This window comes from Pseudoalteromonas sp. L21, assembly GCF_021728035.1.
In the GTDB taxonomy this organism is placed as follows: domain Bacteria; phylum Pseudomonadota; class Gammaproteobacteria; order Enterobacterales; family Alteromonadaceae; genus Pseudoalteromonas; species Pseudoalteromonas arabiensis.
Genome location: NZ_JAKKCV010000007.1, coordinates 128,116 through 152,617 on the forward strand (window position 1 = coordinate 128,116; position 24,502 = coordinate 152,617).

Genomic DNA, 24,502 nt, shown 5'->3' on the forward strand with positions numbered 1-24,502 from the left:
TAAATAATATCGCAAAAAGTGACTGATAAGGCAACTTAATAAACGCTTTATTGTATAAGTGAATACTAAATAGGCTGGTACAAACCAGCCTATTGAATCGATCCGTAAGCTTTAAGTTTTAACGACCATCTTCAAAAGAAGCTGTCGCTGACACTTTGCTCCAACGGCCATCTGCATACAGAATTGTCGCTTCCGCTTTGCTTGGTCGAAACGCTCGGATTTGGTATGAACAAGACGTACCTGATGTTCCACACGATGATGCACCATTAGACCAAATTACACTATCAATCGCTGAACCATCTCCTACTACACGAAACACTGCTGTTGCATATGTTTGACCATACACGAGTGCAAAACAACGATTTGGTGTGTATTGATCATATGCTTGCGTATCGACATAACATTCCATTGTATCTGCGCTTGCATGAACTGAAAAAACACTAGCGGCGAGTAATCCTATTGATGTTAATACTTTTTTCATTTTACTATCCTTATTTTTCTACCAAAAGTGGTACAAATAACATACAGTAGTGAAGAAGTATTAAAAATACGAATTTAATATTAATTTAACTATAATTTTACCTTGCAGCAACCTTTTGGCAACCTTTACCTTGAACAGTTTTAATCGGCGGTTCCTAAAAAATGCCGACACGCATAGGCAGTCGGCATTTCTAAAGCTTATAAATACTTAAGCCAAGGTTTGTTAGCCTTACGCTTATATTCACTAAACTTCTTAGTTGGCCAATAAAGCCCAACGGCTAATACGATAGTGATCAACCAAATACCTGAAATATCACTGACACCTAAATACTGCCCTTGGTTTGCCCCCCACACCTGCATGCCTAATTGGTACATCACTAGTAATACATAGAGGTGTAAAATATAAAAGAACATGGGTACAGAACCATACACACGTAGCGCATTAGTAAAGCGATTAAGCGGTCTTTCAAATAACCATAAACCAACAAACATGCCAGCTAAAGTGATAAGCAAAAAGCTCAGTGATGGAGGGTATTTAGTGACATTAAATACCGACATCATAGTTTCTGTTGTGGTGCTAAAGGCTTGCCAAGGTAAGGTTTCACCATAAATATTCAAACCACGCAGCACAGCAAATAAGCCTACACATAATAGTGCTAACAGCAGCAGTGCTCGTTTACGCGACTGCGCTGTTTGCGTATGTGCATATAGTGGCCCTGCGCAATAACCCAGTAAAATCACACCAATCCACGGCAATACAGGGTAGCTAATTTTTACGTCGATTAAACCACCTTGTGATAGATAGCCCCGGTCATGCAAAATCGTCCACAGCGAGTAGCCAAACTCATCAGGTGTAAAACTGATTGGGGTGAGTAAGTTATGACCAAACACAATAGCCAAACCAAGTACTAACAATACATTGCGCGGCAGTTTTATCAATAACGCTAAAACCAACATGCATAAACCAATGGCCCACATCACTTGCAACCAAATAGTGTGGTAGTAACCTATCCACGAAAAACAAATGAGGGTCACTTCTAGGGCGATTAAAAACAACCCTCGCTTAACCAAAAAGCTTTGTGCTGAGCGGGCTACACCACTTGCAGGGTGACTGTAAAGCCACGCCGACAAACCGGTTAAAAAGATAAAGGTTGGCGCACAAAAATGTGCGGCAAAGCGGCTCCAAAAGAGCCCAGGCGAAGTGGTATCAACCACCATAGGATCGGTCACCTGCATATGCAAGAAAAACCGCTCTCGCACATGATCAAGTAACATCAGCAGAATAACGACGCCACGCATGATATCGATACTATGAATACGGCTTTTAATTTGCTCAGAAGTCATAGCTCACAGCCAATTTAAATTGCGTCGGTGCACCAGGATATGCCCACAATGCATTGTATGAGCTTGCAATATATTCTTCATCAAACACGTTATCAACATTCAGTGATACCGTAGTACGTTCAGTCGCTCGCCATTTAGCGAATAACCCAACAGTTTGATAACTCGGCAAACGGAAGGTTAAATCAGCAGGGTCGCCTAAACGGTCAGACACATATTGATAATGACCACCAATCTTTATTGCTTGTGCAAATACGCTTAAGTCATGATTTAAACCAATCGAAAGATTATTCTTTGGTACGTTCACAAGTGGGCTGCCTTTAGGAATTGGCACGAGCCAATCAACATTTAGGCTGTCTGTTGCAGTCTCGGCATCAACATACGCATAAGATAGGTTGTACTCAGTGTTATCGCCCAGTGAGCCTGTTAGGTCTAACTCAAAACCTGTGCTATTTGCTTTACCAACAGGCGTTGAATAACCTACATTGACAGGGTCCGCCACCAGCATGTTGCTCTTACTCGCATCAAAGTAAGCAAGGGTACCGCTGATATTGGCATAACTAAACTTAACACCTACTTCAAACGAGTCACTTTCTTCAAAACCAAATGGCTTACCTTCGGCGTCAGTACCGCTTAGAGGTAAGAACCCTTCGGAGTAGCTTGAGTAAACATTAATATCGTCATTAATTGTATATACAACCCCAAAGCGAGGACTAATGCGGTTCTCTTTACTGTTTGATGCAACACCTGACTTAGTTTCAAAAATATCTTGCTCAATTTCATCAAAACGCAGGCCTAACATCACTTTCAAGTTATCGGTTAGATCAAGTTGATCTTGCACATAGATACCATACGCATTTTGCTTTTCGTTATTCTCGTATTGCATACTCATTTCAGGACCTTCACCTGTGCTGTAATCAGGTTCATGAATATCAATCGTGTAAGTGCCATAGCCACCACGATAACGGTATAACCCCGTACGTAGCTCATAATCATACGCATCAGCACCTATGAGTACGTGATTAGTAATACCTGCAATATCAAAGTGACCGCTTAATTCAAAACGTACAGAGATATCTTCAGACTCATAATCACGGTAACGATGTTGACGAGTTAAGGTTCTGCCATCATCAAACAATGACTGACGAGATGGTGATAGTTCCGCATCTGAAGACTGCCCTGTTAGCGTTGCAGCACGATAGTTAGCCCCTGCCAGCAATGACCACTGACGATTAAAATCGTAGTTATAGTTAATTTGATGACCTCGAGAGTGTACCTTTGTAGGTGCATCATTAGGATTTCCTAAGAATCGCGACTCTGGCACGGTATCAAAGTCATCATTTAACACCACAATACCACGGTCATACATTTGCTGCTGATCAACATATTCAAATTCATACGTCAGCGATGACTTGTCATTAATTTGATAATAAAGCGAAGGTGTAATCACGAGTTTGTCGTGATGCACATGATCTCTAAAGCTATCGCTGTCTTGCCAAGCACCATTGATGCGAAACGCTAAATCATCAGTCAGGCCATTGGTGTAATCACCTTGAATACGTTTGTGGTCATCACTACCCAACTCTGCTTGAATTTGACCTTGTTGATAAAACTGTGGCTTCTTAGTAATAATGTTTACTGTACCACCGGGCTCTGAGCGACCATACAACGCAGAGCCAGGCCCTTTTAATACTTCAATATATTCAATGTTTGATACATCACGAGGGCCAGCAAATCCTTTACCACCACTAAAGCCATTGATTAAGTAGCCTGATGGCATATTCTCATTACCCGACAAACCACGGATTGAATAGCTATCCCACAGCGCCCCACCATTATTTTTACGGCTAATACTGGCAGAAAAATCCAGTGCATCACGAAACTTAGTGATGCCGTTATCAATCATCATATCTTTGCTTAAAGTAGTGATTGACTGTGGTAAATCTTTCGTTGGAATGTCGCCACGAAAAGCTTGCTTGTGCTCAATCGTGATTGTTTCGATATCGCTATTAGTAGCGTGTGTATTCGCAGCAAACGCCGCTGTTAAGGCAAGAAAAAGAGTTGAGTACTTCATAAATTAATTGGCTAAAAATATTGATTAAAATGATTTGTTATAAAATAACACAATATGCATGTTTGATATAGTATAACAAATCATTAAATTTCTATTTTATGGCTACTTATTTTAGTGTAGCTACCGCAAAAGTATTGAGTTTTGAAAGAATGTTGCGAATTAAAATACACTCAATAACAACACTATCGTAGGTTCAAACCTCAGCACAAAACAAATTTGCACTGTTCTTACTTGAGCCCATGCTTGGTATTGCCTACAATGGCGCACAATTTATTCAATACAGTATTGCAATCATGACAGATACAAATAAACCTGAATTACCAAATCAATTATCGATTAACCCTCGTAGCAAGTTCTACGTAGAAGAAGTATTCGAGCATGAAATTGGTGTTACCTTAAATGGCAAAGAGCGTTTTGACGTTGAAGAATATAATATCAGCGAAGGCTGGATCAAAATTGCTTCTCCAAAAGCGCTTGATCGCCGTGGCCAACCTTTACTATTAAAAGTAAAAGGGACTGTAGAAGTTTTCTACAAATAAGTGAAACCAATACCGGTCAAAAGATATATGGCCGGTATCATCTCTTACTCAAACAGTCTGCTGGCATGATTGATGTTTACCGTCTATTGTTTTGCATGAGCGAAAGTTAAGCCAGTGACCTAAAATAATAAAACTTGATCCTAATATTGTTAAAGCCGTTTCACCAACTTCTCCTAGTCTTCCTGCACCAAAATAAACGGCTATCACGAGCAGTAAGAGACCAATCACACCAAACATAAAAAACCGATACTTTTTATGTTTTTTGCAACCCAGAACTAATGCAAGTAAGCTACTAGGAAGTACCGCGACAAGCATCCAAAAATGAAACTGTTCGTTACCTAAACCAAGCACAGCAGTGCTCGGTAATAACACGAGTAACACAGGCACAGCTAAGCAGTGAATAGCACACATAGCTGATAACCCGATAGCAAACTTATCCATCATTAATTGTAATTTCACTGAATAATTCCTACAAAATAGAACACATGAATAATAAAAACGTATCAAGCAATTTTTGCTTGGCACTCATTGCATACTCCCAGCATTTCAAATTGCGTTGTTTGTGAGGTAAAACCCACCTCAGCAAAATGAGGGAATAGCGTTGCAACATCGCTCTGTGAAACAGCAAGTGTTTCAACCTTTTGGCAATGGCGACAAATTAAAAACAAAGAAAGATCATCTTTGCAACGCTCTCTGCCAGTATCGTAAGCGATGTATTTGTTAGCACTATTAAGCCTGCGAACAAGGTTTACCGACTCTAAAAAGCGCAAGATGCGATAAACAGACATAACAGAGACACTCGAGCTTGTGCGCAGCTTGTAGCAACTGACCAGTTCATAGGCTGATAGCGGCACGTCAGTGGTTAGCAATATTTGCAGTATCTGTTTGCGTTGAATAGTGAATTTTCTGCCATGTTCAAGGCAAACCTGCTTTGCTTTATTAAGTGTGCTGGTTAATCGCTGCTTATTCATAGCGGCCACTCAATATAAGGTTTAGTTGCCGTCAGCTCTTCGATTCCTTGTGCTTGTTTTGTGATCCACTGCGCTTCAATAACAGATATCGTTTTAGCCCAGCCAAATAAAGTGACTGTGACTTTAGAGACCGGTTTATCACAGCTAAACGAGTACTCAACTTCAAGATCGTTATGTGAATGATGTGTGCGTTGTGCAAATGGGTTTTCAAAATTTGCATGAATAAGCTTACATTCGCCGTTAAATGTCACTAACTGCTCTGAATTTGCTAACTGGGCTAATGTTTGTTTGATAATTTGCTTTTGCTCGGCTGTTTCTGGCTGATGCTCAAAGCCAAAAATATCTCCAGCCGGCAAAATGAACTTAACTTGCCACTTACCTTGCTCATGAACCACAAAAAGCACTCCCTCACCATGTGAATGATGATGGTGTTGATGCCCTTGAGCTGAAAAAATACATCCAACCATCAAGCATATCACTGCTAATTTTGCTGCTTTGATCACCCCAACCACTTCATTACCTCGCTATCAACATACTGTTACAAAAAAGAATAAAACTCATTCGTCGATTCATACTTGATACATTATAACAATTAAAGCACAATTGATACATTATAACATACCAAAGAGTGATGCATAATGAATAACATCTCAAGAGTCGCTGTCGTCATAGCAGCGTTATTACCAGCCAGTGTCTTGGCGCAATCAATCAAAGGCGTTGTGTTAAATAACCAAGGTAAAGCAGTTGCTAATGCCACTGTTGACCTTGAAGGCTCAGATCAAAAAGTAACAACTAACGACAAAGGCGAGTTTGAAATCAGCGGGTTAAATAACGGCTTAAAAGAGCTACATATTTCAGCCCCAGGTTATGCTCACTTACACCGAGATATCACACTTGCCAATGACCAAGACCACAGCGCAACGTTTAATTTAAAACGTTCACCTATTGAAGTTATTGATATTGAAGCAACACCGATTCATATGTCGGCAATGGAATCTGCTTCACCAGTTAGTGTGTTATCTGGCGAGCAATTAAGACGCCAACAAGCATCAACGCTTGGTGATAGCCTTGAAAAACTACCCGGCGTTAACACAAACTTTCATGCCAAAGTTGCCAGTACCCCTGTGATCCGTGGTTTAAGCGGCCCACGTGTATTGATCACACAAAATGGCTTAGATGTAAGTGATGTATCACGCGTCGGTCCTGATCACTCTGTGGCCTCTGAAGCATCAACGGCGCAGCAAATTGAAGTTTTACGTGGCCCAGCAACTCTTTTTTATGGCAGCGGCGCAATTGGTGGTGTGGTCAACGTGGTTGATAGCAGAGTGCCAACTGACAGCACAACACGTGGTGAATGGAATTTAGAACACAACTCAATTGATGAACAAAAAACAGCTTCATTTAATGCCACTACTGGTACTGACTCCTTTGCCTTTTATGCTGATGCTTTTTGGCGAGAGTCTGATGACTACCGTGTACCTGTCGCTGCAAATATTGAAGATATTGAGCACAATGATGATGATATCGTAGCAAACAGTAACGAAGACTCTGACGGCTTCACGCTTGGTACCAGCTACTTATTCGAACAAGGCTACATTGGCGTTGCGGTTGAGCAATTTAACCGCCAATACGGTATTCCAGGCCATACTCATGGTGAAGAAGAGCATGACCACGAAAAAGAACACAGCGAAGAAGAAGCCGTATTTGCTGATCTTGACCAAACCAAAGTGCAATTACTTGGTGAGTACAATATCGACAGTGAATGGCTAAGCAAAATTAACTTACGTGCAGGCCACACAGACTACGAACATGCTGAAATCGAACACGGTGCAGTCGGTACAACCTTCAAAAACGAAACCAATGAGCTGCGCGTTGACATTCTGCATAGTCAATTTGATGAGTGGAATGGTGGCATCAGCTTTCATTATAAAAAAAGTGATGTAGAAGCACAGGGCTCTGAAGCCTTCACCCCTCCTTCTGTTACTGAAAGTATTGCTTTTGCAATGATGGAAGAAAAGCACTTTGGTGATTTTTTAGTGCAATTAGGTGTCCGTGCTGAGCGAGTCACTATTGATGCTAACAATGTGCTTTTACCAGAAATCGACGCCCATGCTCATGATGAAGACGGCGATGAGCACGACCACGGCCATGACCACGAAGAATCAAACTACACACGTGTATTTGATGTAGCCCAAGAGTTTACACCGGTCAGCTTATCAACAGGTGTGGTATGGGATTTTACCCCGGGTTATAACCTTGGTTTATCGGTATCGCGTTCTGAGCGTGCTCCCTCTGCTTCTGAGCTTTTATCTTTCGGTCCACACATAGGTACAGGAACCTATGAAGTTGGCGCACTATTCGATACTCATGATGGTCATTTTGAACTTTCAAACAAAGCTATCGATTTAGAAACTGCAAATAATATCGACCTTACATTTCGTAAAACCGAGGGCGATATTGGCTTTATCTTCAATGCTTTCTATAACCAAGTAGATAACTATTATTACCAGATCAACACAGGCCTATACGCTGAAAGCGGTCATGATCACGACCATGGTGACGAACACAACCACGAAGATGAGCACGATCATTCATCTGAACTACCTGTTTATTTATTTAAAACAGACGACGTGGTTTTACATGGTTTTGAAGCGCAAGTTGCTTGGCAGCTAACCGACGAATTTAAAGTCGATTTATTCTCAGATTATGTACGCGCGCGTCTAAAAGACGGCGGAGATTTACCGCGCACTCCTCCACTGCGTCTTGGTACTGAGTTTAGCTATCAAACCGAAAACCTAACAGCAAATATTCACGTAACTCGCTACCAAGAACAAGACCGCATAGCGCAACAAGAAACCACAACCGATGGCTACACCCTCGTTGATGCCAGCATTTCTTATGACTTATCGGTACTGAACCAAGACCTATCGCTTTATTTAAAAGGCACAAATTTAACGGACACAGAAGCACGCGTACACAGCTCGTTCTTAAAGAATATCGCGCCACGTCCGGGGCGCAGTTTTGCAGTGGGTATTCGCGGCTATTTCTAAACAAAATTACAATTAAGGAAAATCAATATGACACACTTATTTAGACTAAAACTACTCGCTCTTGCAATTAGTAGCACCTTGATCACCGCGTGTGGTGATGCAGAAACAAACATTGTTGAAAAAGATCCAATTGAAACACCTGACGACGGTCATGATCATGGCGATGATCACGATCACGGTGATGACCATGCTATTGATTCTATGGGTCGCTTGGCGGTGTTAGCTGCCAACAGTAACGAAGCAAATATTTTCGACTTAGATGATAACTCGCTACTCGAGTCGTTTACACTGACTCATGATTCAAGTTCATTAAATGTATCACCTAGCTATCGCTATGCGGTAATTGCAAATCGCAATCAAGACTACTTGGGCTTTATTGATAGTGGCTTATGGCGTGAAGATCATGGCGATCACCTACACGACTATAAACAAAGCCCAGCTTTTAGTGACTACGAATTAACAACCGGTAGCCGCCCAACTCACATCGTTAAGCACGACGGCCAAATGGCTGTATTTTATGATGGCAATGCCGATGCAGGTACGGCTGCTTCTGTTGAAGTGTTAACCGATAACGACATTGCAAACAAAACCGCCACACTTGCTGGCATTCAGTACGACATTAATATGCATGGTGTTGCAGAACCACGTGGCGAGCACCTAATTGCAACCTTGCGTCGCGATGATAGCGAGAGCACTTCAAATGCTAAAGTTTTGCCTGATCAAGTTGGCGTTTACCATCTTCATGATGGTGAATATGAGCTTGAGCAAACATTTGAACTAACCTGCCCCGATTTACACGGTGCAGCACAAAACCATGATTATGTAGCATTTGGTTGTGGCGACGGTGTGTTAATTGCCCACCAGCATGACGATGAATATCATGCAGAAAAAATCGTCAATATTGATGCTTTAGGTGATACACGCATTGGTACACTATACGGCCATGAAGGCAACGAAAGCTTTATTGCAATTGCTTCTGGTGTGCTTGTTAGTATCAATCCAAGCGAAGCTGAAATGGAAGTGCTTGAGTGGCAACTTGATGAAGGCGCAAGTGCTGTATCTTACTCATTCTCTGCAAGCGGAGAGCACTTTTTAGTACTTGATAACTTAGGCTTTTTAAACGTGCTTGAAGCCCATGAGCACGACGGCCACATGCATTGGGAGCTTGCAGGTAAAGTAGATATTACTGAAGAAGATGTAACAACTATGCCAGAAGGCATGAGCTTCAGCATGACTGTGTCACAAAATAGTGAATTTGCTTACGTTGCTGACCCTATCGCCCAGCACGTACTAAAAGTGCATATTGAAGATCTCGAAATTGAAGGTGATTTAGAATTAACCTTCGCACCAAGCGCAATTACGTGGCTAGGTATTGCAGAGCAAAGTGACGAGCATAATCATGAACATTAAGTTTTAACGTTCAACGCATAGTGGTTAAAGGTTGGCATTTATTGCCAACCTTTTTTATTCATATTTTGTAACAGTGCTTTCATCGCATCTGCATCGCTATTTTTAAGCGAATTGTTATGCTGTTACAGTTCCCATAATAGGATGTAATCCCATGAAAAAACTAACAACGTTGGCACTGGCCATGGCTGCGACACTGGCACCTTGGGCATCAGCTTACGAAACTAAAGACACGCGTTTACTGCGTTTTCCTGATATTCATAATCAACATGTTACCTTTGTGTACGGTGGCGATATTTACATTGCTAATACACAAACAGGCGAGAGCAAACGCTTAACCGACCATATTGGCTTTGAAACCTTCCCTAAGTTTTCACCTGACGGTAAACGCATTGCGTTTGCAGCCGAGTACAATGGCAGCCGCCAAATTTATGTCATTAACAGCGATGGTTCTGGCTTAAAACAACTCACTTACTACAACGATGTTGGCCCAATGCCACCACGCGGCGGTTTTGATTATCGTGTTCTCGATTGGACACCTGATGGCAAAAATGTGGTATTTCGTGCTAACCGCACACCGTGGGGTAAACGTATGGGTCGTCCATACATGGTGCCTGCTGATGGTGGCCTTGAGCAGCCTCTTGCTATTCCTGAAACCGGCGGTGGTATGCTTTCGCCAGATGGTAGCAAATATGTTTACACGCCGATTGACCGTGAATTTCGTACTTGGAAACGCACCCGTGGCGGTCGCGCACAAGATGTTTGGGTTTACGATCTAAAAAACAATACCTCAGAACAACTAACCAGTAACCGTGCTACCGATCAGCAACCAACCTGGGTTGGCGACAACATTTACTTTGTATCTGACCGTGATTACACCCTTAATCTGTATAAATACCAAAAAGGTGCTGAGCCGAAAAAGCTAACCAACCATCAAGACTTTGACGTACTGTGGCCATCAGCTGGCCCAAATGCTGTTGTTTATGAAAATGGTGGTTACCTTTATCGCTTTGATCCAAAAACTCAAAAAAGCACTAAGCTGAGCATTAACATTGCCGGTGTGCGTCAATACGCCATGCCGTACACAAAAAATGTGAGTGACTTTATCGACTCAATGTCGATTTCTCATGATGGTAAGCGTGCACTCTTTACTGCCCGCGGTGAGCTATTTAGCGTACCAGTTAAACAAGGCCCAACACGTAACTTATCTTACACAGCAAAAGGCCGCGAAATTGATGCAAGTTGGTCGCCAAATGGCCGTTACATTGCTTACATGAGCGATGAAAGTGGCGAATATGAAATTTACTTAAAAGATCGCAGCGACAACAATGCCACTAAACAGCTAACCAACAATGGCACTATTTGGCGTTTTACGCCGATTTGGTCACCAGATAGCTCAAAACTATTATTTGCAGATAAGAACCACACACTCTGGTGGATAGATGCAAAATCGGGTAAACAACACAAAATTGATACCAGCATCTACGATGAAGAAGGCATTCGCCAATATACTTGGTCGCCAAATAGCGAAGACATTGTTTATGTGAAAAACAATGAAAACCGCTATGCCTCACTGTGGCACTACAATATTGATAAAAAGAAAGTGACTCGCTTAACGGATGAAATGACCAATGAGCAAAACCCAACGTTTTCTCCTGATGGTCAATATTTGTATTTTAGCTCTGAGCGCGACTTTAACTTAGCCTTCAGCAGCTACGAGTTTGACTACATGTTTAATCGTGCGACGCGTATTTATGCCGCTGCCGTAAATGACACTATCAAACCGCTTATCGCACTACAAAGTGATGAAACAGCAATCGTCAGCGATGAACAAAAAGATGAAAACAAGAAAGCGAAAAATACCCTGCAAAGTAGCGACTTTATGCAACGTGTTACCGCTCTTAATGCACCAGCTGGGGATTATCGTGGCCTAACCGCAGTCAAAGATGGCGTGCTAACACTGGCTAATGGCGGTTTGCAACTGATTGGCACAGCTCACGATAGTGAGCTTGAAACCGTGGCTGAAGGAGTCAGTAATTACACAATTTCGAGTAACGGTGAACACCTACTTGTTCATGCAGGCAAGGATTACAGCTTAATTGAGCCAAAAGCAAAACAAGACCTAGCAGCGAACAAACTCGATCTCAGTAAAATGACCTTAAAAATTGAGCCACAAACTGAATGGCAGCAAATGTATGTTGAAGGCTGGCGTACATTACGTGATTGGTTCTACGATGAAAACCATCACGGCCAAGATTGGGACGCAATTTTAGCTAAGTATCAACCTATGGCTGATGCTATCTCACACCGTAGTGACCTAGATTACATTCTCAGTGAAATCGCAGGTGAAATAAACTCAGGCCACATTTATGTGCAGTCGGGTGATATGCCTAAAGCAGAGCGCAAAAAGCACGGCTTACTGGGAGCAAAACTTGCCAGCGATCCATCAGGATACGTAAAAATTGAGCAAATCTTCCAAGGTGAAAACTGGCACGAAGACTTCCGCTCACCACTTGGCACAACAGGTGTAAAAGCGCATAACGGCGACTTCATCATTGCCGTAAATGGCCGCTCAGTAAAAGACGTAGCTAACTTCTACGAATTACTAGAGAACACGCAAGGCGAGCAAGTTGAGCTTATACTTAACAGTAAACCGCGCAGCAAAGGTGCATGGCAAGTTACTGTTAAGCCTGTAGCCAGCGAGCAAGGTTTGCGTTATTTAGACTGGGTTAACTCTCGTGCAGCCTACGTTGATAAGCTTTCAAATGGTCGTATTGGTTATGTTCACTTACCCAATACAGCGTTTGAGGGTAACCGCGCCATGTTCAAAAACTACATGCCGCAAACCACCAAAGACGCCATGATTATTGATGACCGATACAATGGCGGCGGCTTTATTCCTGAGCACATGATCACCTGGCTTGCCCGTAAGCCGCTTAACTATTGGAAGCGTCGCGGTGTTGAGCCAACGAAAACACCACAATTTGCTCATGATGGTCCAAAAGCCATGCTGATCAATGGTTACTCAAGTTCAGGCGGTGACGCTATTCCTTACTACTTCCGCCAAGCAGGGTTAGGTAAGCTCATTGGTACCCGCACCTGGGGTGGTTTAATTGGTATTTCGGGTAACCCAAGCCTTGTAGATGGCGGCCAAGTTATCGCGGCAACATTCCGCATTTTAGATAACGATGGCAACTGGATCATCGAAAACGAAGGTGTCACCCCTGATATCAAAGTTGTTGACCGCCCTGAGCTAATCTACCAAGGTAAAGATCCGTCGATTGAACGTGCCGTAGAAGAGCTGTTAAAAGAGCTAAAAGACAACCCGAAAAAGCCACTCACCGTGCCACCCGCACCGACTGACTTTTAATTTTTAACTCTTTGTATAAAAGCAAAAAGCCCCGCAGCAATGCGGGGTATTAAACACTGCGCAACGACTCAATCTATCCCTCAGCCTCTAGCCCTTTATTAATACAAATTATAATTTGCCATGAGCTGTATTATGAAAAGTACGCTTTGACTAAAAAATCATAACCCCCTACTATGCATGGTAAAAAAGGAACAAACGAGAATGGATACGTCTTTACTACTAATAAACGCATTGCTGTACTTTTTCTTACCGCTGTGGGGAATAGCTGGATTTGTTGATTGGTGCTGTCACCGTGCAACTAAGATAGAACACACTACAGGCATTAGAGAAACATTAATGCATTCCGTTATGGGAATTCAGATGGGACTCCCCATTGTGCTCTGTCTTATATTTGACGTCAATGCACTCATTTTACTTATTTGTATCATAACTTGGGTTTTGCACGAGCTCGTTGCCCATCTGGATGTTGCCTATGCATCCCCCATAAGAGAAATCTCTATTTGGGAAATGCACGCCCACACCTATTTAGGATCCTTGCCCCTGTATATGCTAACCAGCATTATTGTCATCAATTGGGATCATTTTTTAAAATTAATTACCTTAGATCTCAATGGAGAAATGACATTTACATTACTTGAAAACCCATATGGCACATCTAGCTACTTACCTGCTTACTTAACATTTATGGCTATTGTGTGTGTTTTTCCCTACATGGAAGAAAACCTTCGCTGTATTTATGCTTACTTTAAAGGAAGAAAAGCGTGAACGTATATATAAATAGTACTGGTCGCTACTTGCCAGGAAACCCAATCGATAATGACGAAATCGAAGCTGTACTGGGCTTAATAAATAACAAACCCAGCCGCTTAAAAAATAAAATTTTAAAGTCGAATGGTATAAAAACACGCCACTACGCCATAAACACACAGCAGCAAACAGTTGAAAGCAACTGTGACCTAGCTAAAAAGGCAGCCATAAGCTGCATTGAAAACAGCTTTCTACCGCGCAATAAAATCAAACTGTTAAGTACTGCAACCAGTCAAGGTGATATGGTTTTACCTGGGTTTAGTAGCATGTTACAAGCCGAGCTTAATATTCCTGAAGTAGAAATAAACACCAGCCATGGTATTTGCTCAAGTAGTATGATGGCGCTCAAATACGCATTCGCTAATATCAAAGCAGAATTAAGCGATAACGCATTAGTGGTAGCAAGCGAGCTTGCCTCTCGACTATTCAAACACTCACGCTATGAAGTAATTACAGATAATGCCGTAGATTTTAATGCCGAGTTTTTGCGCTGGATGCTCTCAGACGGGGCCGGCGCCCTACTGCTCGAAAATATCCCTAGACCTAACACCACAAGTTTAAAAATCGAATGGATAAAAAGCTTTTCTCACGCTGACGTATACGATACCTGCATGTCATTAGGCAAAAGTAAAAACGAGGATATAAAAACCTGGCAAGACTACCCAACCTACGCTGCAGCAGAAAAAGCTGGCTCATTACTGCTCAGGCAAGATGTTAGGTTATTAGATAATATCGTTACCGTTGGTGTTAATGGATTTTTAAAACTCATAAGTGCAGGTGATGTCGACGTTGATAAAATCGATCATGTACTTTGCCATTTTTCATCACACTATTTCAAAGGCAAAATTTTTGAAATGCTAGCACAAGCTGGCACTTTTATTCCTGAAGAAAAATGGTACACAAATCTCTATGACAGAGGAAATACCGGCTGCGCTTCATTATTTATTATGCTGGATGAGTTTATAAAAACGCATACTTTAAACTCAGGCGACACGATTTTGTGTATGGTTCCTGAGTCAGGCCGATTTAATTGCGCATATATGCTGCTAACTATAGAGAAATAAAATGGAACATTACATTCAAACCGAGCTTGGTAAGAAATGCCTACAACAGTTACTACAAGTATGGCTTGATTTTGATCGCAATTTATCAAAAGTGCCAATAGTAAAACGATTAGAAACGGGTAAATTAAGCCAACAAGATTACCGTCATTTACTGCTCAATATGCGTCAACAAGTGATTGAAGGTTCAAGGTGGATAAGCCGCAGCGCATCCAGTTTTGACCGTGATTACAGTGATGTTCGCTCTAGCGTTATCCATCATGCCCACGAAGAACACCGCGACTATTTGATGATCGAGAAAGACTACCTAGCAGCCGGTGGCAACCTTAATGATATACAAACAGCCGACAGAAACTTAGGCTCAGAAGCGCTGCATGGTTACCTAATGTACAGCGCCAGTAAACCCAACCCTGTTGCACTCATTGGTGCGATGTGGATCATTGAAGGGCTGGGAAACAAAATGTCACTCAAGTGGGCCAAGCTGATTAAAGAGCACTTACAACCCACAGCAAACATCACTCGTTTTTTAGAATATCATGGTAAAAATGATGTTGAGCACCTAAAAGAACTTTATCAACTGATTGATCGCGTCGCATCCTCAAACGAAAAAGTGGCCACCATCGTTAAAACAGCTAAGGTTGTAGGGCGTTTGTATTGCTTGCAACTAGAGGAGATTGATAATGAGCAATAACCAAAGCGCCTACCTAAGAGCACTAAAAAATGATGACTCTCTGCCTATTGAGCAACAAGCATTAACACTTTGGCACAAAGATTTAGAAAATCGCTTTCGCTGGACACTAAGGCCCATTTTGCAGTTTGTATTTGCTATTTTATTGCATCTGATTTGGTTTTTAAAAAGGTTACCATTACCACAATTTAGTGCGCATACATTTTTACAAAAAACCATTTGCTGGTTTTGTAAATACTTTGTTTCGCCAGAGGCGAATATGCTTATTCTTAGGCACTTTGCCACAGAATCAAATATTTTAAATTTCCTTTCAGAAAACACAGATCACAGTTATAGAGTGAATCTATACCCTAAAACGATAGACGACATGCTACACAATAGCTTTGTTGATCACGACCAAGAATTGTTTGAGTCCTTCGCACAACTCGGCAATGCACAAACACACATTAATAAATCCAATCGATATAATTGGAAAAGTTGGCAACCAATTAATATGAACGATTTTTTCATCGAAAAAAAAGCCACGCAAGTCATTGATTTTGAAACCGCACATGCCTTATTTATGTGCTTATTTTGCTTATTATTAAAACGTGATGAATATCGCGACGCTATTAATGGATTCAACCTAGATCACAGCATTGCAATTAGAATAGGAAAAATAATCAACGATAGCTCACTAACCGAGTACGCATACAATAAATACCCGCATTACCTCGTAGGCCCGTGGAATTTAGGTCAACGATTTTTAATGCACGGCTTTTTTACAGAACATATGTACGCCAAACTCGAAGCAATGAGAAAACAGCAAATCGCTTAATGTATGCAATAAGCCACCAAAGAAGTCATGTAACTTAATACGGTTATACAGTGGTGGCTGAATGCGTTGGAAATAAAGGCTAAGCTATATGAGTTATGGCTGAAACCTTACTCTTACTACCTTGATTAACTTGCATACACAAATTAATTAGCTAAATAGCCGTCAACTGACTGCTTTAAAGTTTCAATGAGTGCCTCATCCATATATTGGTACTCATCGGGTATATCGAGTACCTGAATCGGCTTGTATTGTAATAAACGGCTAAACTGCGCTTTAAGGCGTTGTTTATGCTTATGTTCCATCACAAAAATTATATCTGCCCAATTAATATCAGCAGTTGTTACCGTGTGCCTCGCTCGTGGGCTTGTGCCTGCAGAGCGGGCTTTAATGCCATTGTATTGGTTGAATACCTTTTCTGCCGTTGGGCTACGCCACTGGTTACGGCTACATAGATACCCAAGCCTCCTCAAGATGCAGAATTCAGCGTTTCACAGGTGCTTAATATCAAGGCGTTACTTTGCAAGAATGGCAGTCCCTTTTAAGAAGTAACAACGATGAGAGTAGGTGCCTGTGAAGCGCCCAAAGGGTTGGTTTAAAAGCGATTTATACTGCGTTATTGATCTTAACAATAGAACCTCTATTACTTGCAATCAATGCCTTGCCTAAATCGCTTTTAATTCCAACTGAAACTCGCACCTTGAGGTGGTTTGGGTATCAACAGTTTTCCATGTTATTTGCTAACCTTTTCCTTTGTGAGTCTGGCTAAATTCAGGGCCCTTAAACGTACGAATAGGACTACCCCGTTGCAGCTCATTGTGTTGTTGCCACCGCGACTTTTGCTGCTGGCTAGCAGCCTGCTGAGCTTGTTCTGCCAGTTTTTGCATTAGCAAAACTCGGGCTAAGCGCTTATTCGCATGCTGACTTCGTTCACTCTCTACGCGAACAGTCATTCCTGTCGCAACATGGGTAGCACGAACAGCCGAATCAGTGGTGTTTACATGTTGGCCTCCCGCACCACTCGCGCGGCATTGCTGAAAGTGGATCTCGCTATCAAAAGTTTGCTCTGCTATTTCAAATAGTTGACCGCCAAAGTACCAGTTTTTACGCTTATGCCTTGCTCTGAATGGGCTTTGACAAACCCACAACATCGAGCCATGCCATTGCTGACCAAACTGTTTTAAAATTCGCGGCTCAGCACCGGTTAATTCAAGCAATACCGATTTGTAGCAGCCTGAAAGTTCAGCTTGCTCTACAGCAAGAGTATTCACCTTAATAGCTAATGCTTTAGCATCACACTCAAGGCGCTTAACAGCCATAGTCACCGCTTTGCAGCACTCTAAAGGACCCGCACCTGACGATAATTGCACTAAGATCATCCGCACGCTCCTTGTGTTTTAAAGGTAAGCACAGGCTTTAATTTGGCAATTACAGTAACCAACCCCGCATCAACAAGGTCATCAATAACAGTTTGGCAATCTTTGTAAGCTTGTGGTGCTTCATCATAAAGCAGCGTTTTATCATTACAGATCACCCTGCTACCAAACGCAGTGCGATATAGATCTTCCTTTTTAAACTTGTGACTCAAACGGCCTTGGCATTCTCCACGCTTCCATTTGCGACCAGCGCCATGTGCAAGGGAGCGTAAGTTTACGTTTTGCTCAGCCGTTGGCTTAACTAAGTAACTGTAATCACCGCGAGAGCCTGGGATCATCACAGCCCCTTGATCGCTGGGTGTAGCACCTTTTCGATGTAACCAGCCAGCTTGTCCTGCAATCTGTGATTGACTTACAAGGTTATGATTCACATCTAAAACCTCCTCGCCACCACCACGGATAGCTTGTAAAAAGCGCCGTGCGATCAGTTCTCGGTTTAACTGTGCCCAACGCAGTGCTTCGTCATGTTTGGCCATATAATCTGTAAAGGCATCACTTACTACCTCAAGGCCATCATGGTTATGCTCCGCAATATGCTTAACTAAAATAGCTTGCCCTAAGCCTCTAGAGCCAGAATGTACCAATAGCTGCAATTGTTTAGGTTGTAGACCTAAAGCAAGCAATGCTTGTTGATCAAACACCTCTTCAATCGCCTGAAATTCAGCGAAATGATTGCCGCCACCTATGGTGCCAAGGGCGCTATCAAAACCTGTTTGTGTGATAGCTAGTTCATGTTTTCGCTCGCTAATCAATGTGTGCCAACTTTCATCTAGCGGCTGTTCAACATCGCTTAAGCGTTTTGCGAGCTTATCTATATTTAACTTGGCTAACTTAGTATTGGTTTGCCAAAGCGACATACCGCAGCCAATATCATTCCCCACTAAAGCGGGGTAAATTCTACCTTCTGTAAAAAAAGCAGCCCCAATGGGGTAACCTCGACCTGGGTGTAAATCGGGCATACCCGCTACAGCGTGCATACTAGGTAATTCAGAAGTTTTAATTAATTGTTGTATTGCTAGCCCTTCAATCCACGACTCTTTAGACGCAATAAGGCTAACGTTATCAGTAAGTTTTTGGACGGACTTGCCCATAATACCAATTCCTTTCTCTGCAATAGAAAAATGCTAACGAAAAATGATTTGGCAGGTCTTTGATTAATTGATCAGGCTTAGCTTTGAAAAGCTAATAAGGAAATAGCTTCGAGCTAGGCAAGAAAACGACCTGCAAAGGAACAAGTTGTATAAGTCATATTGTTTACTCCTCTACAGTGTGTGAATGGTTAAAATCGCGGCGATTGTAAACACCTTAAAAAGTGAAAGCAACTAAAATATTATTAACTCCGTGCAAAGTTCCCACTTTAGCCACTTGATAAAAATAACACTTCTGCTATTTTATCCGCTCAATGGATTGATCTTAATATAGGAATATAATGTCTAATTTTGACTTGTGCTTTAACACCAAAAGCAGAACAAACTTACCAATTAACGAAAATGACCTCACACTTTTAAAGCAGTTCAGAAAAGATAACCCCCATATTATCGGGAATTTCATCCCTCAAGGCACTCCCTTTATATTAAGAAGCCCTGAACAAGGTAATATGAGTGACTTTAGACGTGCACGTCCTGATATTGCTTGTGCGCTCGATAGCACAATGTCATGGCCTGAACATACTAAAAGAAATGTTAGTACTATGGTCAATCAATTTGGTGATGAAGATGCTCTAGCAATTGCAGAGTTATATGAAGCTGAAATCTCCCCTTACATCGATAAAGTTAGAAAAATTACAGAGCTTCCAGTTGCAGGTAAAAAGTTTGACTCCCTGACTGCGCTTGGCGCAGCTGCCACTTCCCTAGAGTCTAGTCAGGTTAGGCTAAGTGATTTTGGAAAATCTATTTTAAAGTACCAAGTAAGCTTATTAAAAGTTCGCGAAGCCGCTCAAAACAAAGCTCCTAAACTTGAATTAATAAAGCTTGGAAATGCAGCAAAACAAGCTCATTTAGAATTAAATACAAAATTTCAATCTGAAATGGTTAAATTTAAAGGAAAAATAAAAGCCTCAGCGCGAGGTAATATTTGGTCAAACCCACAACGGGGAATTAATATCGCCAAAAGCGCAAGAAGCTCAGCTCCCTTGCAATTATCTTCGTTAGCAAATATTCGACATTTACGTAAGTTAGAGCAAGGAGCGAATATCGCCGGAAAAGCCATTATAGCTTTAGACGCAGGGCTACGAATTGACAGCGTTTATAGTGACTATAAAGCAGGCAGAGATTGGCAACGCCGTGCAGTTGTAGAAACAACAGGGTTTGGCTTTGGAACTGCCGCAGGGGCCTTCGTTGGTGGTGCCACAGTGACCGCAGGTGTCGGCATTGCTATTGCCATGGGACCCGTTGGCTGGGTCATTTTAATTGGAGTAGGTTTGACAGCAGGTTATGCTGCAGGAAAAGCAGGTGACTCTGCTGGGCAGGCGCTTGCGGGGATGTTATATGATACAAGCTCTAGCATAAGTTGGTTTTAATGTTCATTATACCTGAAAATTTTTACTGGCTACTAGCTGGTCCTTCAATAATTACATTTCTCATTTCAGCCTTGTGTTTCACTCGCATTTCAATGAAACACATTGAGAAGAAAATGCGCGAAGAAGGAATACATGAGCCTCTATGGGACAAAGGACTAGGTATCAGGATTAATATGTACGCGATAGTAATTCGTCGTCAAAAGCCTGCCAAAGCAACTATCGTTAACGACGAAGCAATACTTCGTCATGCACGCCCTATTGACCTTGTACTCGCTCGAGTGATGCATTACTCCTTCACTATAGCCATGATCTTATCTGTATATGGTTATTTTGCATATGACTTTGGAGAACGTGCTTATTAAATTTGTGTTGAATTATAAAGAATAGGCGTAACATTGATGAATCATCATGCACTTTAATATGCCTACAACTCTTAAATAAATTGAATTAAAACGATGTTAATTATCCCCGAGTTCATTTTTTTATAATATCATTTCCTATATTTATCTCTTTTCTCATTTCAGCCTTGTGTTTCACTCGCATTTCGATGAAGCATATTGAGAGAAAAATGCGCGAAGAAGGAATATACGAGCCTCTTTGGGACAAAGGACTAGGTATCAGGATTAATATGTACGCGATAGTAATTCGTCGTCAAAAGCCTGCCAAAGCAACTATCGTTAACGATGAAGCAATACTTCGCCACGCACGCCCAATTGATCTTGTACTCGCTCGAGCGATGCATTACTCATTAGTTGCTATGATGATCTTTGCGACCTATGGTTATTTTGCTTATGACTTAGGGGAGCGAGCCTATTGATCATAACAACCCTTGCAACCTCGTTTTTGTCTCTTTTAAGTAATTAAGGTAAGGGTAAGCGTCATCGGCAACGGCTATTGCAGCCTCAATTTGGACTAATGCTTGGCGTGTATTACCTTGCATTTCATAGCCATAAGACAAAGCTGACAGGGCATACGCTGATTTAGGGTAGTTTTTGATATTGTACTTAAACACCTCAATCGCCCGCTCAAATTGCTGGTTATCCGTTAAGCTGTAACCAAGTAACCTAACAGCGCGGTCTGGTGGCGCTATTTGCTCGCCCCATTGCTGAGATAAACGTTGATAATAGGCATCAATTGATGAAACATCATCGCCCAATGCACTCAAAGGCATATGTTTAGATAAAAATAAGCCATGGTACGCATTAAATGCCCCAGCAGCTGAGGTTAGGTTATGCGAAACGCCTGCAAAGGCATCGCTCTTAAAGCGCAGATTTTGCACCTTACTATTTTGCATCGTTTGCTGCATATCATCGTATCTTTCGCGCATAATGCCAGCTTCTTCGCCGATATTCATATATACATAGCTTTTGATACTGTTGGCTTTAGTGACAAAGGCTTTTAAGCTCTTAGCCGGAGCGCCATAGTTCCACCATACCGCAGGACTATAAGCAATATGTGCTTGAAATAGCTCGGGTTTAGCCTGCATTGCGTAAAGAGCAAATACACCAGCCGCGGAAGCTCCTGCGATAACTCTATAATCATGAGTGCGATACTGCTTATTAACCAAAGGCATCAGTTCTTGCTCTACGAAAGCTAGAAACTTTGCTGCACCACCGCCTTCACCAACCGGCCCTTGTGGTTCTTTGTTCACTGTAGGATAAAAATCTCTAAGTCGATTAGTGCTTTCAATTGCAACTACAATCACCTCTGGCGCCTGATCATTTTGTTGTAAGCGCTCAAGCACAGCATTAATTAAGGGTAAATTACCTGCCCCATCTAAACGGTAAATAACGGGATATCTTTTGTTTGGATGTGTTTGATAGCTTTTTGGTAATTGCACAACGACAGTGCGTTGCTCATTAAGATTACTTGATTCGATTGTATGCGTATGGTGGCTGTAATTTGTAACCGCCTCATCTGCGGCTGGTTGAGCCATTACATAACTAGTACAAAGTAAAAAACCACTAATGCAGAGTAACTTAAATAGTCGCACGACTTATCCTTAAGAGATGTTGGTAATTTTTTAAGCTAACAGAATTACAAGTACAAAAAAAGGCGCATATTGCGCCTTAATAAATATAAAACTCTAAACTTATTCAACCGTCACCGATTTTGCTAGGTTTCGAGGCTGATCAACGTCGGTACCTTTTATAACCGCAACATAGTATGAAAGTAGCTGCAATGGAATTGTATATACAACTGGGGCAATCACGTCATCCACATGGTTTACGTTAATTACACGCATTGTTTCATCAGATTCAAAGTGTGAGTCTTTATCTGCGAATACATAAATAATACCGCCGCGGGCACGTACTTCTTCTACGTTTGATTTAAGCTTTTCAAGTAGTTCGTTGTTTGGCGCTACAACAATGATTGGCATGTCAGCATCAATCAACGCTAAAGGACCATGCTTAAGCTCACCCGCTGCGTATGCTTCGGCGTGAATGTATGAAATTTCTTTCAGCTTAAGGGCACCTTCCATCGCGATTGGATATTGTGAACCACGACCTAAGAATAATGAGTGATGCTTGTCAGCGAACTCTTCAGCTAAATCTTCAATTCCTTCTGCAAGCTGTAATGCTTCTTCTAACTTGTTAGGCAGTGTTTTGATTGCATTGACAATCGCACTTTGATCTAAACCTTTTTCTTGAGCAATCGATGCTGTTAGCATTAATAAGCCAACAAGCTGTGTGGTGAAGGCTTTAGTTGATGCAACACCAATTTCAGCACCCGCTTTAGTCATAAAGGCTAAGTCAGATTCACGCACCAGTGATGAACCAGGTACGTTACAAATGGTCATTGACGCCATATAACCTTGCTGCTTTGCAAGACGAAGTGCAGCAAGTGTATCGGCTGTTTCACCAGACTGTGAAATGGTCACAAGTAAGCTGTTTTCATGTACAAATGATTCACGGTAACGAAATTCAGAGGCTATCTCTACGTTACAGCTCACGCCTGCAAACTGTTCAAGCCAGTAACGCGCAACCATACCCGAGTGATATGAAGTACCACAGGCAATAATTTGTACGTGCTTTACGTCTTTAAAGATTTGCTGAGCACTGTCACCAAAGGCATCAATCGCTACAGTGTCATTGTGAAGGCGGCCATCAAGTGTGTTACGTACAGCAAGGGGCTGTTCGTAAATTTCTTTCAGCATGTAGTGACGATATTCGCCTTTACCTGATGCATCTTGCGTGATGTTTGATTCAATCACTTCGCGCTCGACTGCCTCGCCGTTTGCATCAAATATTTCCACACTATCACGGGTAATACGAGCAACATCACCTTCTTCAAGGTAAATAAAGCTACGAGTAACAGGTAATAGAGCAAGTTGGTCAGATGCAATAAAGTTTTCACCAAGGCCTAAACCAATAACTAGAGGGCTACCTGAGCGCGCTACAATGATTTCGTTATCGTTCGCTTTATCAAAAACAACGGTACCAAATGCGCCTTCAAACTGCTTAACAGCCGCTTGCACTGCTGCCAATAAAGAAGTGTGTTGCTGACGAAGTTGGTGGATAAGGTGCACCATTACTTCAGTATCAGTTTCTGATAAAAACTCATAACCATCACCTTTTAACGCATCACGCAGGCTGGCATGGTTTTCGATAATACCGTTATGAACGAGTGCAATTTCGCTATTCGAAATATGCGGATGTGCATTCGCTTCAGTTACACCGCCATGTGTTGCCCAGCGCGTATGTGCGATACCTGTCGTGCCTTTTACATTTGCCGCATTAAGGGCTGATTCTAAATTAGCAACTTTACCCACTGCTTTTACTGTATTTAATACATTTCCTTCAACGAGGGCTACACCTGCTGAGTCATAGCCACGGTATTCAAGACGCTTTAAGCCTTCTACAAGAATTTTATTTACTGGGCGTTCTGCAACAGCCCCTACGATTCCACACATAATCTCTCCTTTTGCACATGCCAAAGTGTTTTA

General features: G+C 41.9%; 22 protein-coding genes. 11 read left to right on the top strand and 11 right to left on the bottom strand.

Translation table 11 applies throughout. The features are described 5' to 3' along the window. Nucleotides 1-118: 118 nt before the first annotated feature. The 3 genes from L3V41_RS17980 to L3V41_RS17990 form a co-directional block, all read right to left on the bottom strand. Complete coding sequence (locus tag L3V41_RS17980) at nt 119-481, bottom strand: hypothetical protein (protein ID WP_062567454.1); 363 nt, start codon at nt 479-481, stop codon at nt 119-121. Nucleotides 482-678: 197 nt separating this feature from the next. Further along, on the bottom strand, nt 679-1,824 hold the full coding sequence (locus L3V41_RS17985) for a heparan-alpha-glucosaminide N-acetyltransferase domain-containing protein (protein WP_237128226.1): 1,146 nt from the start codon (nt 1,822-1,824) through the stop codon (nt 679-681). Continuing rightward, nucleotides 1,814-3,895: a TonB-dependent siderophore receptor gene (locus tag L3V41_RS17990; protein ID WP_237128227.1), complete on the bottom strand. Its 2,082-nt coding sequence runs from the start codon at nt 3,893-3,895 to the stop codon at nt 1,814-1,816. Before L3V41_RS17990 ends, L3V41_RS17985 begins: the two co-directional genes overlap by 11 nt. Nucleotides 3,896-4,188: 293 nt before the next feature. Between L3V41_RS17990 and L3V41_RS17995 the strand changes: the two genes are divergently transcribed. Continuing rightward, complete coding sequence (locus tag L3V41_RS17995) at nt 4,189-4,434, top strand: DUF3297 family protein (protein ID WP_062567546.1); 246 nt, start codon at nt 4,189-4,191, stop codon at nt 4,432-4,434. A gap of 48 nt (nt 4,435-4,482) precedes the next feature. On the opposite strand, the gene L3V41_RS18000 is transcribed toward L3V41_RS17995, so the two are convergent. Genes L3V41_RS18000 through L3V41_RS18010 form a run of 3 tightly spaced genes read right to left on the bottom strand, consistent with a single transcriptional unit; the run spans nt 4,483 to nt 5,908 of the window. Further along, on the bottom strand, nt 4,483-4,893 hold the full coding sequence (locus L3V41_RS18000; RefSeq protein ID WP_237114621.1) for a MerC domain-containing protein: 411 nt from the start codon (nt 4,891-4,893) through the stop codon (nt 4,483-4,485). Nucleotides 4,894-4,937: 44 nt separating this feature from the next. Continuing rightward, nucleotides 4,938-5,405, bottom strand: coding sequence for a transcriptional repressor (locus L3V41_RS18005; RefSeq protein WP_237128228.1), 468 nt, complete (start codon nt 5,403-5,405; stop codon nt 4,938-4,940). Further along, complete coding sequence (locus L3V41_RS18010) at nt 5,402-5,908, bottom strand: DUF2796 domain-containing protein (protein WP_157066156.1); 507 nt, start codon at nt 5,906-5,908, stop codon at nt 5,402-5,404. The genes L3V41_RS18005 and L3V41_RS18010 overlap by 4 nt, the downstream gene beginning before the upstream one ends. Before the next feature lie 135 nt (nt 5,909-6,043). Between L3V41_RS18010 and L3V41_RS18015 the strand changes: the two genes are divergently transcribed. The 7 genes from L3V41_RS18015 (at nt 6,044) to L3V41_RS18045 (ending at nt 16,605) form a co-directional block, all read left to right on the top strand. Further along, on the top strand, nt 6,044-8,455 hold the full coding sequence (locus L3V41_RS18015; RefSeq protein WP_062567449.1) for a TonB-dependent receptor: 2,412 nt from the start codon (nt 6,044-6,046) through the stop codon (nt 8,453-8,455). A gap of 27 nt (nt 8,456-8,482) precedes the next feature. Beyond that, nucleotides 8,483-9,865 carry a 5-methyltetrahydrofolate--homocysteine methyltransferase gene (locus L3V41_RS18020; RefSeq protein WP_237114623.1) on the top strand — a complete coding sequence of 461 codons (1,383 nt, stop codon included), beginning with the start codon at nt 8,483-8,485 and terminating at the stop codon, nt 9,863-9,865. A 151-nt stretch (nt 9,866-10,016) separates the two neighbouring features. Continuing rightward, on the top strand, nt 10,017-13,232 hold the full coding sequence (locus L3V41_RS18025; protein ID WP_237128229.1) for a S41 family peptidase: 3,216 nt from the start codon (nt 10,017-10,019) through the stop codon (nt 13,230-13,232). 201 nt (nt 13,233-13,433) lie between these two features. Continuing rightward, nucleotides 13,434-13,997, top strand: coding sequence for a diguanylate cyclase (locus L3V41_RS18030; RefSeq protein ID WP_237128230.1), 564 nt, complete (start codon nt 13,434-13,436; stop codon nt 13,995-13,997). Next, on the top strand, nt 13,994-15,103 hold the full coding sequence (locus L3V41_RS18035) for a beta-ketoacyl-ACP synthase III (protein WP_237128231.1): 1,110 nt from the start codon (nt 13,994-13,996) through the stop codon (nt 15,101-15,103). The genes L3V41_RS18030 and L3V41_RS18035 overlap by 4 nt, the downstream gene beginning before the upstream one ends. Before the next feature lies 1 nt (nt 15,104). After that, nucleotides 15,105-15,791, top strand: coding sequence for an iron-containing redox enzyme family protein (locus tag L3V41_RS18040; RefSeq protein ID WP_237128232.1), 687 nt, complete (start codon nt 15,105-15,107; stop codon nt 15,789-15,791). After that, nucleotides 15,781-16,605, top strand: a complete 825-nt coding sequence (locus tag L3V41_RS18045) for a hypothetical protein (protein WP_237128233.1) — start codon at nt 15,781-15,783, stop codon at nt 16,603-16,605. The genes L3V41_RS18040 and L3V41_RS18045 overlap by 11 nt, the downstream gene beginning before the upstream one ends. Before the next feature lie 143 nt (nt 16,606-16,748). Here L3V41_RS18045 and L3V41_RS18050 read toward each other — a convergent pair whose 3' ends face one another. The 3 genes from L3V41_RS18050 to L3V41_RS18060 all read right to left on the bottom strand — a co-directional run bounded on the left by L3V41_RS18050 (nt 16,749) and on the right by L3V41_RS18060 (nt 19,129). Next, nucleotides 16,749-17,075, bottom strand: a complete 327-nt coding sequence (locus tag L3V41_RS18050; RefSeq protein ID WP_237128234.1) for a phosphotyrosine protein phosphatase — start codon at nt 17,073-17,075, stop codon at nt 16,749-16,751. Nucleotides 17,076-17,342: 267 nt separating this feature from the next. After that, a complete protein-coding gene (gene prfH, locus L3V41_RS18055; RefSeq protein WP_237128235.1) occupies nt 17,343-17,981 on the bottom strand; it encodes a peptide chain release factor H in 639 nt (212 codons plus the stop codon). Then, on the bottom strand, nt 17,978-19,129 hold the full coding sequence (locus tag L3V41_RS18060) for an RNA ligase RtcB family protein (RefSeq protein WP_237128236.1): 1,152 nt from the start codon (nt 19,127-19,129) through the stop codon (nt 17,978-17,980). The genes prfH and L3V41_RS18060 overlap by 4 nt, the downstream gene beginning before the upstream one ends. A gap of 338 nt (nt 19,130-19,467) precedes the next feature. On the opposite strand from L3V41_RS18060, the gene L3V41_RS18065 reads away from it, so the two are divergent. The 3 genes from L3V41_RS18065 to L3V41_RS18075 all read left to right on the top strand — a co-directional run bounded on the left by L3V41_RS18065 (nt 19,468) and on the right by L3V41_RS18075 (nt 21,373). Next, a complete protein-coding gene (locus L3V41_RS18065) occupies nt 19,468-20,556 on the top strand; it encodes a hypothetical protein (RefSeq protein WP_237128237.1) in 1,089 nt (362 codons plus the stop codon). Between the two features lie 173 nt (nt 20,557-20,729). Continuing rightward, the gene (locus L3V41_RS18070; protein WP_237128238.1) at nt 20,730-20,918 is read left to right on the top strand and encodes a hypothetical protein; all 189 of its coding nucleotides are present in this window, start codon (nt 20,730-20,732) and stop codon (nt 20,916-20,918) included. A 266-nt stretch (nt 20,919-21,184) separates the two neighbouring features. Continuing rightward, a complete protein-coding gene (locus L3V41_RS18075) occupies nt 21,185-21,373 on the top strand; it encodes a hypothetical protein (protein ID WP_237128239.1) in 189 nt (62 codons plus the stop codon). On the opposite strand, the gene L3V41_RS18080 is transcribed toward L3V41_RS18075, so the two are convergent. After that, a complete protein-coding gene (locus L3V41_RS18080) occupies nt 21,374-22,492 on the bottom strand; it encodes an alpha/beta hydrolase-fold protein (protein ID WP_237128255.1) in 1,119 nt (372 codons plus the stop codon). A 156-nt stretch (nt 22,493-22,648) separates the two neighbouring features. Beyond that, nucleotides 22,649-24,469 carry a glutamine--fructose-6-phosphate transaminase (isomerizing) gene (glmS, locus tag L3V41_RS18085; protein ID WP_237128240.1) on the bottom strand — a complete coding sequence of 607 codons (1,821 nt, stop codon included), beginning with the start codon at nt 24,467-24,469 and terminating at the stop codon, nt 22,649-22,651. Nucleotides 24,470-24,502: the final 33 nt, after the last annotated feature.

Bases quoted from the DNA above. Each gene is read 5' to 3' on its own strand.
- L3V41_RS17980 (WP_062567454.1), bottom strand. From the start codon at position 481: ATGAAAAAAGTATTAACATCAATAGGATTACTCGCCGCTAGTGTTTTT.
- L3V41_RS17985 (WP_237128226.1), bottom strand. From the start codon at position 1,824: ATGACTTCTGAGCAAATTAAAAGCCGTATTCATAGTATCGATATCATG.
- L3V41_RS17990 (WP_237128227.1), bottom strand. From the start codon at position 3,895: ATGAAGTACTCAACTCTTTTTCTTGCCTTAACAGCGGCGTTTGCTGCG.
- L3V41_RS17995 (WP_062567546.1), top strand. From the start codon at position 4,189: ATGACAGATACAAATAAACCTGAATTACCAAATCAATTATCGATTAAC.
- L3V41_RS18005 (WP_237128228.1), bottom strand. From the start codon at position 5,405: ATGAATAAGCAGCGATTAACCAGCACACTTAATAAAGCAAAGCAGGTT.
- L3V41_RS18015 (WP_062567449.1), top strand. From the start codon at position 6,044: ATGAATAACATCTCAAGAGTCGCTGTCGTCATAGCAGCGTTATTACCA.
- L3V41_RS18020 (WP_237114623.1), top strand. From the start codon at position 8,483: ATGACACACTTATTTAGACTAAAACTACTCGCTCTTGCAATTAGTAGC.
- L3V41_RS18025 (WP_237128229.1), top strand. From the start codon at position 10,017: ATGAAAAAACTAACAACGTTGGCACTGGCCATGGCTGCGACACTGGCA.
- L3V41_RS18030 (WP_237128230.1), top strand. From the start codon at position 13,434: ATGGATACGTCTTTACTACTAATAAACGCATTGCTGTACTTTTTCTTA.
- L3V41_RS18040 (WP_237128232.1), top strand. From the start codon at position 15,105: ATGGAACATTACATTCAAACCGAGCTTGGTAAGAAATGCCTACAACAG.
- L3V41_RS18045 (WP_237128233.1), top strand. From the start codon at position 15,781: ATGAGCAATAACCAAAGCGCCTACCTAAGAGCACTAAAAAATGATGAC.
- prfH (WP_237128235.1), bottom strand. From the start codon at position 17,981: ATGATCTTAGTGCAATTATCGTCAGGTGCGGGTCCTTTAGAGTGCTGC.
- L3V41_RS18060 (WP_237128236.1), bottom strand. From the start codon at position 19,129: ATGGGCAAGTCCGTCCAAAAACTTACTGATAACGTTAGCCTTATTGCG.
- L3V41_RS18065 (WP_237128237.1), top strand. From the start codon at position 19,468: ATGTCTAATTTTGACTTGTGCTTTAACACCAAAAGCAGAACAAACTTA.
- L3V41_RS18070 (WP_237128238.1), top strand. From the start codon at position 20,730: ATGTACGCGATAGTAATTCGTCGTCAAAAGCCTGCCAAAGCAACTATC.
- L3V41_RS18075 (WP_237128239.1), top strand. From the start codon at position 21,185: ATGTACGCGATAGTAATTCGTCGTCAAAAGCCTGCCAAAGCAACTATC.
- L3V41_RS18080 (WP_237128255.1), bottom strand. From the start codon at position 22,492: ATGGCTCAACCAGCCGCAGATGAGGCGGTTACAAATTACAGCCACCAT.
- glmS (WP_237128240.1), bottom strand. From the start codon at position 24,469: ATGTGTGGAATCGTAGGGGCTGTTGCAGAACGCCCAGTAAATAAAATT.